At 61.0% G+C, this 13,863-nt stretch carries 8 protein-coding genes and 2 pseudogenes; 6 read left to right on the top strand and 4 right to left on the bottom strand.

Going from position 1 to position 13,863, the window contains the following annotated elements:
• Positions 1–85: 85 nt before the first annotated feature.
• The 4 genes and pseudogenes from MESS2_RS32290 (at position 86) to MESS2_RS33365 (ending at position 2,279) form a co-directional block, all read left to right on the top strand.
• Positions 86–250 (top strand): hypothetical protein, encoded by a 165-nt coding sequence (locus MESS2_RS32290; RefSeq protein ID WP_157357704.1) that lies wholly within the window; start codon positions 86–88, stop codon positions 248–250.
• Between the two features lie 44 nt (positions 251–294).
• Positions 295–557 (top strand): annotated as a pseudogene (locus MESS2_RS34120) (DUF2958 domain-containing protein); the annotation flags it as partial.
• Between the two features lie 242 nt (positions 558–799).
• The gene (locus MESS2_RS33370; protein ID WP_244439991.1) at positions 800–1,081 is read left to right on the top strand and encodes a ParB/RepB/Spo0J family partition protein; all 282 of its coding nucleotides are present in this window, start codon (positions 800–802) and stop codon (positions 1,079–1,081) included.
• A gap of 754 nt (positions 1,082–1,835) precedes the next feature.
• The gene (locus tag MESS2_RS33365) at positions 1,836–2,279 is read left to right on the top strand and encodes a hypothetical protein (RefSeq protein WP_244439989.1); all 444 of its coding nucleotides are present in this window, start codon (positions 1,836–1,838) and stop codon (positions 2,277–2,279) included.
• A gap of 827 nt (positions 2,280–3,106) precedes the next feature.
• Here the strand turns inward: MESS2_RS33365 and MESS2_RS13355 are convergent.
• The 3 genes from MESS2_RS13355 to MESS2_RS13345 form a co-directional block, all read right to left on the bottom strand.
• The gene (locus MESS2_RS13355) at positions 3,107–5,395 is read right to left on the bottom strand and encodes a S9 family peptidase (RefSeq protein WP_008874848.1); all 2,289 of its coding nucleotides are present in this window, start codon (positions 5,393–5,395) and stop codon (positions 3,107–3,109) included.
• A gap of 614 nt (positions 5,396–6,009) precedes the next feature.
• Complete coding sequence (locus MESS2_RS13350; protein ID WP_008874846.1) at positions 6,010–6,702, bottom strand: OmpW/AlkL family protein; 693 nt, start codon at positions 6,700–6,702, stop codon at positions 6,010–6,012.
• Positions 6,703–6,882: 180 nt separating this feature from the next.
• Positions 6,883–8,967: a prolyl oligopeptidase family serine peptidase gene (locus MESS2_RS13345; protein ID WP_008874845.1), complete on the bottom strand. Its 2,085-nt coding sequence runs from the start codon at positions 8,965–8,967 to the stop codon at positions 6,883–6,885.
• A 986-nt stretch (positions 8,968–9,953) separates the two neighbouring features.
• Here MESS2_RS13345 and MESS2_RS34115 point away from each other — a divergent pair.
• Both MESS2_RS34115 and MESS2_RS13335 read left to right on the top strand, forming a co-directional pair.
• Positions 9,954–10,496: pseudogene (locus MESS2_RS34115) on the top strand (transcriptional regulator domain-containing protein); the annotation flags it as partial.
• A gap of 115 nt (positions 10,497–10,611) precedes the next feature.
• Entirely contained in the window at positions 10,612–11,127 is a 516-nt protein-coding gene (locus MESS2_RS13335) for a DUF2285 domain-containing protein (RefSeq protein WP_008874842.1), read from the top strand.
• 1,533 nt (positions 11,128–12,660) lie between these two features.
• On the opposite strand, the gene MESS2_RS13330 is transcribed toward MESS2_RS13335, so the two are convergent.
• Entirely contained in the window at positions 12,661–13,434 is a 774-nt protein-coding gene (locus MESS2_RS13330) for an HAD-IIA family hydrolase (RefSeq protein ID WP_008874837.1), read from the bottom strand.
• Positions 13,435–13,863 lie beyond the last annotated feature (429 nt).

Here is a 13,863-nt window from a genome sequence, read left to right as displayed (position 1 = left end):
CCGCCAGCCATGCCTCCAAAGCCGCCGATTTTCTTCTTGGCTTTAACGCCGAGGCCGAAGGCGCGCAACAAGGCGAGATCGCGGCATGAGCGCGCGCGATCCCGACACCCTGCAGACCGAACCGACGCCGCAAGGCAAGCAGACGCTCATTCCCGGTGTCCGGCCGGTCACCACGCGCGACCGCCTTGCCCTCTTGGCCGACGCGCCCGCGCGCGGCGCAGAAGCCGCTCGATACCGGGCTGCTCAATGAAGCCGACAGAAATCAACTCGATCTGATTTGAGAGGAGTTTTCCCATGATCTTGATCACCGACGAACTACGCGCCCAGCTGCTCGCCAATGGCGCAACTGACATCGAGACTGACCATGTCCCGGTGGTAAAACTGTTCGATCCGACCGGGCCAGCAACCTGGCTTCTCACCGAACTCGACGCCGACGGCGACACAATGTTCGGCCTTTGCGACCTCGCTTCGGCTTCCCGGAACTCGGCAGCGTCAGCCTTGCCGAGCTTGCAAGCGCCAAGGCCCGGCTTGGCCTCGGCATCGAGCGCGACCTCTGGTTCAAGGCGCGCTTTCCGCTCTCCGTTTACGCCCAAGCGGCGTGCAGCGCCGGCCACATCACCGAAGCCGAGCGGCTGCTGCGTCAGGCGGCAGAAGCCCTTGGCAACTCCCATTCCAGGCTTCCGCCCGACACGGCGGAGCAAGAGCGCCGATAAGGCGCAAAACCGCCCCCGCCGCGCCGGCCTTCGGCCCTTGCGGCGGGGACAATTCCACCCCCAACGAAGGAGACGAACCATGCAGCTTGCCCACATTCCTTTCGACCGGCTCAGCATTTCCACGCTCAACATGGGGCCATTCCAGCGCGCCCGACGTGTTGGACATCCTGCCGTCCGTTCGCGCGCGCGGCGTCCTTGTGCCGCTTCTGGTGCGGCCCAACATCGAGCCGGATAGCTTCGAGATCGTCGCCGGCCGGCGCCGCTATCTCGCCGCGAAGTCGCTCGCCGACGAGCGCGGCGAGGGCGATGCCTTGCCCTGCGCCGTCATGGAAGATGGCGACGACGCCGATGCGCTCGAGGCCTGGTGATCGAAAACTTCGCCCGGCTCGATCCCGACGAGGTGTCGCAGCGGGAGACGTTTTCGCGGCTGATCAAGGAGGGCTGCAGCGTTGCCGACATCGCCGCCACTTTCGGCATCACCGAGCTTCTGGTCAAACGCATTCTGGCGCTGGGCGACCTCTTGCCGAAAATCCGCGAGGCCTATCGGCCGCGAGGAAATCGACGCCGAGACGGCGCGCAATCTGACCATGGCCTCCAAGGCGCAGCAGAAGGATTGGCTGGCGCTTTAAGAGCAATACGCGCCGCGCGGCGACCAGTTGAAACAATGGCTGTTCGGCGGCCAGTCGATTTCTCAGAGGTGGCGCTGTTTGCCGTCGAGGATTATCCGGGCCTGATCGTCTGCGACCTGTTCGGCGAGGACAGCTATTCGCCGACGCCGACCTGTTCTGGCAAAAGCAGAACGAGGCGATCGTTGCCAAGCGCGACGCCTATCTGGAAGCCGGCTGGCCGACGTGGCCGTGCTGGAACCGGGGCAGTTTTTCCAGTCTTGGGACCACGAAAAGACGCCGAAGAAAAAGGGCGGCAAGGTCTTCATATCAGTCTCGCATTGCGGCGCGGTCGAGTGCCACGAGGGCTGGCTGTCGCGCAAGGATGCCCGCCGCGCCCGCGCGCAAGCGAGGGCGGCGAGCACGAAGAAACCCCCGCAAAGCCGTCGTGACCGGAACTCACCGGGCCGATGCAGAACTATGTCGATCTGCATTGCCATGCGCGGTGCGCGCGGCCATGCTCGACCGTCCGGGTGTCGCGCTGCGCCTGATGGTGGCGCATCCCATCACAGGTTCGGGCCTGTGGCAGGTTCGCCGCGAGCCGCAGCGCACCGGCAATGAAGCGGTGGCGGCAAGCCTCCTGCTGGGGCAACCGGAGGAGGATGGCGCGGTCGCCGGCGGCAACGGCGATGCCTTTGCCACACCGCGCGTCTTCGCCCGGCTGTTGACGCTGTCCGACGACGATGTCCTGCGCGTTCTCGCCATCGTCATGGCCGAGACGGTCGAAGCCGGCAGCGCCGTCATCGAGGCGCTTGGCAATCACCTGAATGTCGATATGGCCGCTTGCTGGCAAGCCGACAACGCCCTCTTCGACCTGTTGCGCGACAAGGAAATTGCCAATCTGATACTCGCCGATATCGGCGGCAAGCGTGTCGCCCACGGCAATGTTTCGAGAAGGTGAAGACGCAAAAGACAACCATCCGCGACTTCCTGTTCGGCGAGAACAGCAGGGAGAAAGTCGACGCATGGCTGCCGCGCTGGATGAAATTCCCTGGCGGCAAGCATTCCGGATCAGGGCGAGGTTGGGTTTTGGCCATGCGTCGCGTGTGGGTCGCTGACTTGAGGTGATGTGCGTCCGGCGGCCCGCCTCGTCGCCTCGTCGAGGTTAGTCACGAAATGATGCGCTGACCGCCGGCCAGCGGACTGACCGAAGACGCATCCACATTCTGACTTCGCTGAAAAGATGATTCAAGAGATACGAGCCGTCCCCAAGGTCGGTCGGAGCGTCCCGCTCGGCCCAAGCGTGAAAGATATCATCGCCACCCACGAGGCTCTGGAGTCGAACCGCAACCCGTCGCTCTCGCTTCGGGTCCTTCTCTTCGTTCCGGTCCTTCGGATGCGGTCCGCCTGGACGGCGGCCCTTCCGGTCGCAACTCGCCGCCCGCCCCGCTTCCGTCCCGCTTCCGGGGAACGCCGCGATTGGCGAGCGGAGGCAAAACGAAGCATGCAAGATAGAAGCGTGCCGTCATCGAAGAGGCAGGCAGAGGCGGGGGCGCCCATGTCCTCAATTCCCGCTTTGTGGCCGTCGAGCGTTTGAATCGTTCCCGTTTCCGTCTTGCTAAGGCACCATTGCGCAGGAATCGGCGCAGGCCCGCGTCCGAGCGGTTCTCCGCTCGCTTGCCGCCTCGATCATAGCCAACAAAACGGGCGCGAGGATTGCTATAGGCAGAAGCTGCCGAAGCCATCATCGTGACGATTTGCTCTTTGCAACTCGGTTCGTTTAGCGTCTCAGTCGGGTGGGGTCTGACCGAGAATGTTGCGAACGAAGAAGTCCAGGAGTTTGCGCTCAGCATAGATCCCTGGCGCGCCGTGATCGGCACCAGGCACATAGACCATGTCGAAATCTTTTCCCGCCTTGATGAGTCGGTCGGCAAGCTGGAGCGAGGAGGACGGGTCGACATTGTGGTCCATTTCGCCGACGACGATCATCAGCTTGCCCCGCAGCCTGTAAGCATTGTCGATGGCGGAGGATCGGGAATATTCAATGCCGACTGGCCACCCCATCCACTGTTCGTTCCACCAGATCTTGTCTATCCGGTTGTCGTAGGAGCCGCTGTTGGCGACCGCGACCTTATAGAATTCGGGATGGAAGAGCAGCGCGCCCACCGCGCTCTGGCCGCCTGCGGACCAGCCGAAAATCCCGACATTGGAGATATCGTACCACGGATACCTTGCGGCGGCCGCCTTGTGCCATAGAATGCGATCTGGAAAGCCTGCGTCCTTCAGATTTTTCCACGCAACGTCATGAAAGGCGCGCGAGCGGTTGTTGGTACCCATGCCATCGATCTGCACAACGACGAAGCCCAGTTGCGTGAGCGGCTCCGTCCGCCTTGAGAAGGATTTTGGGGCAAAAGAGCCCTGCGGCCCGGCGTAGATATTCTCCACGACCGGGTACCTCTTCTTCGGATCGAAATTGGCGGGCAGGTGAATCACGCCCCAGATATCAGTCTTGCCGTCGCGCCCCTTGGCGTGGAAACTGAGTGGAGGCTGCCAGCCGGCGCGGATGAGCTCGGACATGTCGGCGGTCTCCACCTGCATGAGCTTGGCATTATCGATGGCGCGGTAGAGCGTCATGCGGGGCGGCAGATCGATGAGTGACCAGAGATCGACATAATAGCGGCCGTCGGGAGAGAACTCGACATGATGGTTGGCCGGCTGGGGCGTGAGCTCAGTCAGCCCCTCACCGTCGAAGCCGATGCGGTACGCATGCACGAAATAAGGGTCCTCCCCCGGGTTCCTCCCGCTCGCCTCGAACCAGATCTGGCGCTTGACCGGATCGACATGGTTGACCGCCCGGACCACCCACTCACCGAAGGTGATCTGGTTCTTGAGGGCGCCCGTCTGGCCGTCGAACAGATACAGGTGCTCATGCCCATCGCGCTCGGACGCCCAGATGATCTCCTTCCCGTCGTCGACATCGTAACGAAAGATTTTCCCGGTACTCTCCTGATCCATCACCAGAGGCTGGTAATCAACAAATGTCTTGCTGGTCTCGTCGATGATCGAGCGCGCACGGGCCGTGGCGGCGTCTACCTCGACCAGCCGATAGAGCTGATGCCCGCGCTGGTTATATTCGAAAGTAAAGCCGCGACCGTCCGCCCACCACCGGAGAGGGGAAAGTTCGAAGGGGTTCGAGAACAGGGCGTCGTCAATCGCGACTTGGCGCTGGCTGGCAATCTCGAACAGGACCGGCTGGGGTAGCGGAAGGACATCACCCGGCTTGGGATAGACCAGTGTTGAATGTTCGCGCTGCAACTGGTCCGTCGACGAATCGAGGTAGTGGAGCTCCCGCTTGAAGCCGGGGCGAACACGATAAGCCGCAAGGTGGCGCGAGTCCAGCGACCAGCTCAGCGTCGAAAAGACGTAGTAATTGCCCTCGGATCCATCCCGGCTCAGCGCAACATCCTGCAATCCGTCCTTGCTGCGCAGGAAAACATTGTAGTTCTTTATATAGACGATCCATTTGCCGTCGGGCGAGACGCTCCTCTGGTCGGGGTTATTCTCAGCCGGTGGCGTGTAGTGGTGGCTGAGCTGAAAGTCCGGGGCGGTCAATTTTGCGCTGGTGCAGGCATAGCTTGCAACGTCGCAGCTCCACCGGACCTGCTCAATCAGGAAGTCGAGCCTGCGACCATCCTCGGTCAATTCGAAACGCTCGAAGGGAAGATCGCCGGCCTGATAGCTCTTATGGCTCGCTTCATTTAGCGCCGCCGCCAGACGGGCCTGATCGAAGGCCGCCCGTTTCAAACCCGTGGCAGCATCGACCCGCATGAACTGCTGCTCGCCATGGGTAGTCCGGCGGTATACGAACGCGTTGGCTCCATTCAGCCAGAACGGCCCCTCGGGGACATTGACGGTGAGCCCGCGATAGCGATCGTTGATCGTCAGTGCCCGCTCCAAATCGCTCAGCGCTAGCGGTGGATGTGCACCGTTCGAACCGTCGGCCAGCGCTCGAGCGGTTGCCGATCCCGATGCCCCTTGAATAAATACCGCGAGCGCCAAAGCGCCGATCTTGAACATATCTGTTCACCTCTTTCGGTTTTCGGAAGACGCATTGTTGGATCTGGCTTTTCATCGGCGGTGTGCAGCAGCGCTGAGCGTTGCTCGAAGGGGTCAGCACGCGGGTGTAGCCGAGACGGCAGTCACCATGACCGGTGCGCTCTAACCGGGTATCCAGGAACTGACCCGGGTGAACCAGACTGAAGAGTTGGCATCCGGGCCAGCACGGTATTTTCCATGTCCACAATGATGGAAGGTTCAAAGCCCCATGACGCTTGCAATCACACTCCCTTCCTTTTTCTGCACCTGGAATGGCCGGAATTGGGCCGGGCACAAAGCGTTGGCTATCGACATTCTCTGCATGGCTGTCGTCAGTCCGTTGATCCGTGTCCGGATGAACGATGCAATATGCGCGCCAAAGGAAAATCCCTTTAGATCAAGGCGATCGATCGGACCGGCTGTGTCGGATGACCGACATTAACGTCGCATATCCGACAGCTCGGACAACCCCAAGTCACATTGACCTTGGGTGTATGTCGGGTTGACAAGAGTGGACCGTCGGGCCGACGGCAAAAGGGCGCACGAGGCGCCCTTCATTGACTCGGCTGCGCGTAAGCCGCCTTCGCCTTCCGTTGTCAGAAATGGTACGTGACGCCTGCGCCTATCAGCCAGGGATCGAGCTCCGCCTTTCCCGTCTGCTTCGCGCCGGCCACCGTGACGTCGAAGTCCGGCTTCAGGAAAAGCTTCTTCACGTCGAAGTTGACGCCCCAGTGCTGGTCGACCATGTAGTCGAACCCCACCTGCAGCGCGGTGCCGAACGTGTTCTTGACCTTGAGATCATCGGCGCTGCCGGCTTCCTGATGATAGAAGATCGTATAGTTCACGCCGGCGCCGACATAGGGCTTGAAGGCGCCGAAATCGGTAAAGTGGTACTGCAATGTCAGCGTGGGCGGCAGCAGCCAAACCTTGCCGATGTTCCCCAGCGCGCCGATCGAGCCTTGGCCTGTGATGTTGGCATAGGTGGTGCCGAGGATAAGCTCGGCTGCGACATTGTCCGTGAAGAAATACGAAATATCGAGTTCCGGCGTCACGCTGTTGGAATACGAAAGACTGGAGCCGGGCACCGCGTTAACGTAGCCCGAATCCTCAGTAATGACCCCCAACGCGCGCAGGCGGATCTGCCAGGGGCTTGGCCATTCCGTGAACAAGACACCCTGATCCGGGTCGCACGGTTCTGCAAGGTCTGCCGCGGCCGCCTGCTGCCCTACCAGCATCAGGACGACGGCCGCTGTTACTCCCCGCGCCCAGTTCACTCGCTTTGTTGCCATGATATTTCTCCTTGCTCTTCAGAAATGATAGGCTTCACTGTAAATAATCCTGCAGTATTGACTGAGATCGACAGAGCTCTGGCGCGCATTTTTGTGAACCGTTCACGGATTATTGCACCGTTCTCGCAGTCATCGACCTGTACTCACTTATTCGAAGTTTGCTCTTTCGGGCTCCCAGTTTTATGAACAGGCGTGCCAGCCGATCGCGCTGCGAAGAAAATTGGTGCCAAGACTGATGAATGCGGCTTGCTCGCGATTGTCCTTGGCGTAGCTGTGCCCGCCGGCGCTGGGCTCGTAGAAGTAAGCGGGATAGCCAAGAGCTTGCAGTTTTGCGGCCATCTTACGCGCATGGCCCGGGTGGACGCGGTCGTCGCGTCTCATGGTGGCGAGCAGGATAGGCGGGTAGGGCTGTCCCGGCGACGCGGCGTGGTAGGCGGAGATTTCCCTCAGGAAAGCCCAATCGTCAGCCTTGTCGGGATCGCCATATTCGTCGATCCAACTCGCGCCCGCCAGTAGCTTGGTGTAGCGGCGCATGTCGACAAGCGGAACCGTGCAGAACAGCGCGCCGAAATGCTCAGGATAGCGGGTAAGCATGTTGGCGATCAGTAGACCGCCATTTGAGCCCCCCTCGGCGGCAATCCGCCTCGGCAGCGTAATGCCCCTTCGCACGAGGTCGGCGGCAACGGCGGCGAAATCGTCATGGGCGAGACGCTTGCCCTCCCTCCGCCCGGCATCGTGCCAGCGGGTGCCGAACTCGCCGCCCCCGCGGATGTTCGCCACCACACACGTGCCGCCGCGCTCGAGCCACAGCTTGCCGAGCGAGGAGTAGTAGTAGGGCAGGAGCGATATGCCGAACCCGCCATAGGCGGAAAGGTGAACCGGGGCATCTCCGTTCCCCTTCGCCGGACCAACCTGCGTATAGGGGATCATCTCACCATCGATCGAGACTGCCTCGTGGCGCGTGACCACCAGTCCGGATGCGTCGAAAGTCTCCGAGCTGCGCTTCAGGATTACTGAAGCGCTGAGAGGCGGCGCGGAATTGAGATCGAATAGGAAAAGCCGCGGCGGCGTGATCGGATCCTGAGCGCAAACCAGGACCTCTCCATTGGTCTCGTGATCTTCCGCATCGAGGGACCAGAGGTGAACAGCCCCTTGCGCGGGCACGGTGTCCAGGGCTCGGCGCGTCCATTCCTGCGGGCCCGGAGTGAACACCTCGAATCTTGGCGCGAGGTTCGCCAGGTACTCGATAATGAGCTTCCCGTCATTCCAGAAGAATGACTGCAGACAGCGCCTCTCGGCTGGTTCAAACAGGGTACTAAAACGACGCTCGCCGGCCAAAAAAGCGGAAAGCGAGATGCCGATCAGCGCGTCGGCGTTATAGGTCGTCCCGGCAACCGTCCATGCTTTGCGCGGCTTTATCGCCAGCCAATCGCCGAAGTTATCCCACCTGGCGTCCTGAGGAAGGTCGATCTCAATCTTCGGCCCGCTTCTATCACCAATGCGGACTATCTTCCTGAGCCAGGCCGGCTGCTCGACGAACCACAGGCGCTCGCTCTCGGCGGTACGGTCCAGATGGCCAGATACACCCAAGGTTTCGGAACCGGTCTCGAAGATTACCGGCGCGGTGAGGGGATCTGCGCCACGCTTCCACAGTCGCACGGTGCGTGCGTAGCCGCAGCGCGTGGCCATACCATCACCAAGCGCACTGGATAGCAGAAGAGTGTTGGGGTCGAGCCAATCAATGTCGCCCTTGGCCTCGGGGAGATTGAAACCGTCGGCGACAAAGCTCAGAGAGCTGAAGTCGAATTCGCGATGCACGACCGCGTCGCTGCCGCCGCGCGAGAGGCGCAGAACGGCTCTTTCCCGTCTCTCGGGCTCGATCGACGCGCCGCCCCAGATCCAGTCCTCTCCGTCGCCAGCCGCGAGGGCGTCCAGATCGATCAGTAGCTCCCACCGGGGATCCGCGTTCATGTAGACGGCAAGCGTGGTCCGGCGCCACAGTCCGCGCGGATTTATGGCATCTTGCCAGAAATTGTAGAGGTACTGACCGCGGCGCGTGACCTGGGGAACCCTGTCGGGTCGGTCGAAAATCGCTGTCAGCGCCGCCCGGTCGCGCTCGAACTGAGTCCCACCGAAGTGCTTCAGGGTGTTTGCCGACTGGCCTGCCGTCCACGCAAGTGCCCGTTCGCCTCCTACATCTTCAAGCCAAAGGTGGGGGTCATCGTCGGGTGCATTCGCAGTTGGCCGGAAATCGAATTCGGTCATGTCCGGACAACCAGAGGAATGAAAGCGCGATGGCTTCCGTCTGCTCGAGAACGCTCAGTGCTGGCGGCGGCGCCTGCATGTTCGAAAAGCGTGATCATCAGCTGGCTTCTTCTCAGTCGGTGCGGCGTCGCAGTGCTTTTGCGCATAGGACTGCATCTGTCGTGCCAACTGGGAAAATCGTTTCCGATCAATGCGCTCGCTCTAGTAGCGTTGTGTCACATGTCCGACATCGTCGAGAATCCGACAACGAGCGCGCAGCGTAATCACCGGATCAACCTCCGGCGCGGACACCGTGCAGAACTCAAGCAGTGAAGCTCACAACGACTTGACCCCAACATCTTCGCTCTGGAACGCTTCACGCTGCTGGATTCAATGGGCAGATACAAATGAGGTGATGGACGCCGTGAGTGACCGAGCCGGCTGCGCCTGTGAGTCTGGACACCGCCAGCGGTAAAATCGGACATCCGGGAATGGGATGGGCGCCGCTTGGCCGACCTGATAGTTGTCCAGGCCCCTGTAAGCATTGGCCTGCACCGTCCCCTTGATTGCATTCTTGAAGTCCGCCGATCGCGCCAGCAAGCTGCGTTCCAACGGACACATTGGAGTGGTCGCTAGGCCAACTTCGGCTGCTGTTGACCCATCGTTCAATATGCATGCTGACGAGGGTCAGGAGACAGGGAAGCTCCGGCTCGGCGTGCTCTCGGCGAGGCAGCCAATGACAGACGATGTCTCGCTGACGCGACCGCATTGGTATAGCCGCAACAAGGGCAGTGCGCGGCGGCAAGTCTGCCTGGGAAATCGGCTGCAGAAGGGGCAGCCGAGCCCGGCCGCGCTCCATCTCAAAGCCGCCCGCAAGGAAAAAACCGGCGTGAGCACCACCCAAAGAAGCGATTGCGTGCCTCGCCGGTTCGTTTTTGCGGTTCCACTGAACAGTCGGCTTACCTGTACAACTATACAGGCTGCTATCGCGTGAAACTTGGCCTCCAATGGCGGAAATTTCCCCCAGGAGACCTCCGATGACTGAGCTAATTGCGCCCGCGCTAAGACAACCTGCCCACAACCAGCGTCCAATCCACCGCCACGCCTCTAAGTCTTCAAGGAACGTTTTGAAGGGGACGCAGGAGCCGATCACCGCTATTACACCGATTCCCCTGGCGTACTCAGGCCGCGCTGGCTGTCGCTGCGCGGGTTCGACGGTCTGGTCGCCATCTGCGCACGTCTTCTGCCCTCGACAGTGCCAATGGCACCCGCTTCGACGAAACGACGCCATCGACCTCTGGTGCCTTCAGCGCCGGCGCTTTGCCAAGTGGCATCATGTTTCGACCCTTGGGGGCGGGCAGGGGAGCACAGTCGTGCCTACAGTTCTCGTGACTGGCGCGGATGAGGCTGATTGGCGCGATGAAAGATCATACGACTACACCTCAGGTCTGACGCCGCGCGAGTGGGCCTGGGAGTTCTTACGCCGCAGTCCAGCATTCCAGCGTGACGTGACCGCTGCAAGCCAGCAGGCTAATATTTTGTCCTACCGACCCTTTCTCGACGTGGTCGCGGCGGCCGGCGACCTGTCGCGCTGGGGTGTCCTGTTTCGCCGAGTCTTATGGGCGAAATTCGCTCGTATTCTGGTCTCCGCTCTGGTGCGTCCATGTGCTGCCGGTCATTGCAGAACAGCTGTCCGCATCCTCGGCGACATTGCCGTTCGAGCTCTCGGCATTGCCATGTCGTGCGACGGTCCTGCTGGCGCCCGACAAGGGCCAGCATGTTCTTCTTCGCAATGCGGAACATACGCTCCAGCTCGCCGTCTCTGGCGCGGATATCTTGCGCCCTGTTTGCCTCCGCACCGAGGCGATCTGGCCAGCGATGCTTTCGAAGCCCCGTCTGAGGGCGCTCGAGTGCCTCAATGCTCTAAGTCTGGGGCAACACCTGCCCGCCCGCTTGTTTCCGCCGGAAAGACGCGGTCCGCGTTTGACCTTCGTTCTTCGTGCGCTCGACGGTTCGCTTGCTGGAGCGTCACATCGCGAGCTCGCCGAAGCGCTGGTTGGTCAACGGCGCGTCCATGCCGACTGGAGGGATCCTCGCGATCATCTGCGCGACCGCATTCGCCGCGCCGTCTCGCGTGGCCGCGCCCTCATGAATGGAGGGTACAGAGACTTCCTTCTTTGAAAAGTAACAGTCCGCCCTGTGCGTCAGCCGTCGAACATTTCGGAGCTAGAACCCGGTCACCTCCAGTTCGCCCGGTCGACACTGCAACCAACGGTCTTGCGGGGGTGCGGCCTGGTTCAGGCGTCGGTCGATACCGCGGCACGTTCGGCATTGTCCGATAGCCGACAATGTCGAGTACGCAACGTAGAGGAAGCCGACTCTCGGGTGTTTTACACGCTTTTTGCCTTGGCACAGTACATGCAAGCTAGTGAGCAAAACGCGCGGACTGAGTGGTTCCCAGCACCACAAGAGGCGCTGACTTACGCCACCTCCCAAGGCGTACCCGGCCCGGCAGCGAGCTCAGTCTCCTGCCGGGCATCCGTGTTCAGACGTACTCGCGTTCAGAACTTCAAATTAGAGGCGCAATGTTTCGCGTCCGACTATGCGGACTGGTGCCGAAAGGCAGTCGAGGAGGCGAAACTTGCCGCTGCGTCTGCCATGATTACGTGAACGAAGCGCAAGGCCTAGAAGAATTGTCAGACTTCGAGCGCGGTCGTTGTGGCTCCGTATTCACGGCAGCGACTATTTCAGCCATTGCCAACTCGAGATCCGCCTTTGGAATAAATGTGGAAAGGCTCACTCGCAGCGTAGGCTTAGCATCTTCATAGCTGATCCCCATCGTCGTCAGCACATGCGACGGAGCGGCGCGGCAGGCGGAACCTGTGAGAGACAGATTCCGCACATCGCCAAGCGCTCGACAATCGCATCGGCGTCACACCACGGGATGGTCAAAGAGCACGTATTTGGAAGGCGTGGTGCTCGAATCCCAATAAAACGTACTTGCGGCAGGCGGATTGCCGGCTCCCGTTCAAAGTTGTTTCGAAGCGCTTCGATGCCACTCGCTACACTCAGCCGCTGAGCCGCCTGTTCCGCGGCAACGGCCAGTCAGGCGGCTGCTTAGCTGTTCAGCGTCCCGCGCCGTCGCACCGTCCTCCTGTTCACCATAAATAAGCGGTTGGAGGCGCAACCCCTCCCTACTGTACAACGCGCCCACGCCTTTCGTGCCGTGGATTTATGCGCCGATAGGGAGAGCAGGTCGACTTCGACGAACTCGTCTGTCAGATCGATGGGTATACGACCAACAACCTGCGTGGCGTCCATGTGTAGGATTGCCTCCGGAGCGAGGCGGCGACGATATCCGTCAAAACTCCAATGGGTTGAGCGACACCCGTCTTGTTGTTCGCAGCCATGACAGAAACGAAGGCAGTGTCGGGCGTGAGTGTCGCAGCGAACGCTTCTGGCTCGATCCAACCTGACCCACTCGCTGGACGTAGGCTCCTTCGGCGCGCGAGACTCTTCGGTCGAAGACTCTTGCTTCTTGGAGGTCAAGACCGGCCTGCATTGGGCTACATGGGTGTACTTCGACTAAGTTGTCACGCTTATCACTTCTTTTCTGGATGCGGCCAGCTGTTCCTCCCGACAATTGCCCAGGTTGGCGGCCGCCATGCGGAACGTAGAGGGAGCGTTCGGTCTTCGTGTAAGGGTGGGCTCGGCTTATTGGTTCACGATGATCTGGCCCAGATCGGCAAGGCACTCGACCACGTGGTCCGGTCTGAATGGAAACCGCTCTATGTCAGCCAGTTTGGTCACCCCAGTAAGCACAAGGGCTGTCTTCAGGCCCGATTCCAGCCCGGCGAGCACGTCGGTGTCCATGCGGTCACCGACCATGATGGTATCGACAGCTCGCACTCCGAGCCGGTCGAGCGCGTTGCGCATCATGAAGGGGTTCGGCTTCCCGACGAAATAGGGCTGACGGCCGGTGGCCTTCTCGATTAGTGCTGCGACTGCACCGCATGCCGGATGGGAGCCCCGCTCGGTCGGGCCAGTCGCATCCGGATTGGTGGCGAGAAAGCGCGCGCCCTTCGCCACAAGCTCGGCGCCAGTTGCGATCTGCTCATAGTGGTACGAAGTGGTGTCTCCGAGGACCACGAACTCGGGGGCAAACTCCGTTATCCGGCAGCCTGCCTGCCGCAGGGCCTCGACCAGACCGTGGTCGCCGATGACATAAGCAGATGATCCGTGCTTTTGTAGTTCCACGAACCGCGCGGTGGCGAGCGCCGATGTGTAGATGTGCTCTGGCTGCACGGCGAAGCCAACCGCTCTTAGACGCTCGGCATGATCATCGGGCGTGAAGCGCGAGTTATTGGTGAAGATCTGAAACGGCTCACCCTTGGCGACTAGCCCGGCGACATAGTCGACCGAGCCAGCAATCGGTTGGCCGCCGCGGACCAGGACTCCGTCCATGTCGAGCAGATGCGCTATAATCATTGGATCTCACCCCTCAATGTCTCTCGTGGATGCGCGGCCTGGGCACGTCTAGTGTCACTGTATCTTCTCCAGGCGGGAATGCCGGCGACTGTAGCGATTCAGAGCGATGCGCGAAGGGCGCTCAATTGCTTGTGCGGCAATAAGGAGGTTGCGGCGTAAAACGTGTCCGTGGTGTCATCCGCTCGCCGTGCGGACGCGCTGCACCGTTGGGTTGACGACATTCGCTGTGTCAGCGCACCTGATGGACGATCGCGTTCTAGTTCCCGTGAACCACCTGGCGAGACATTTCTCTGCAGAACCATCGTGATTGACGGCACCACAGTGATGGAACCCAGCATTGTCTCGCGCCGCGGACGCAAACACGCCGGTGCCGTGGCGGACTTCCCGATAGTCGGACAGCCTATCGAACGATTTCGGGAGTCGCTCCCG

Origin of the sequence: Mesorhizobium metallidurans STM 2683 (assembly GCF_000350085.1) — a bacterium.
GTDB lineage: Bacteria > Pseudomonadota > Alphaproteobacteria > Rhizobiales > Rhizobiaceae > Mesorhizobium > Mesorhizobium metallidurans.
Note: the sequence above shows the minus strand (reverse complement) of the source record. Positions and strands in the feature narration are given on the sequence as shown.

Coding starts and splice junctions, on each gene's coding strand:
- MESS2_RS32290 (WP_157357704.1), top strand. CDS start 86: ATGAGCGCGCGCGATCCCGACACCCTGCAGACCGAACCGACGCCGCAA.
- MESS2_RS13355 (WP_008874848.1), bottom strand. CDS start 5,395: ATGTTCAAGATCGGCGCTTTGGCGCTCGCGGTATTTATTCAAGGGGCA.
- MESS2_RS33365 (WP_244439989.1), top strand. CDS start 1,836: ATGCTCGACCGTCCGGGTGTCGCGCTGCGCCTGATGGTGGCGCATCCC.
- MESS2_RS13345 (WP_008874845.1), bottom strand. CDS start 8,967: ATGACCGAATTCGATTTCCGGCCAACTGCGAATGCACCCGACGATGAC.
- MESS2_RS13350 (WP_008874846.1), bottom strand. CDS start 6,702: ATGGCAACAAAGCGAGTGAACTGGGCGCGGGGAGTAACAGCGGCCGTC.
- MESS2_RS13330 (WP_008874837.1), bottom strand. CDS start 13,434: ATGATTATAGCGCATCTGCTCGACATGGACGGAGTCCTGGTCCGCGGC.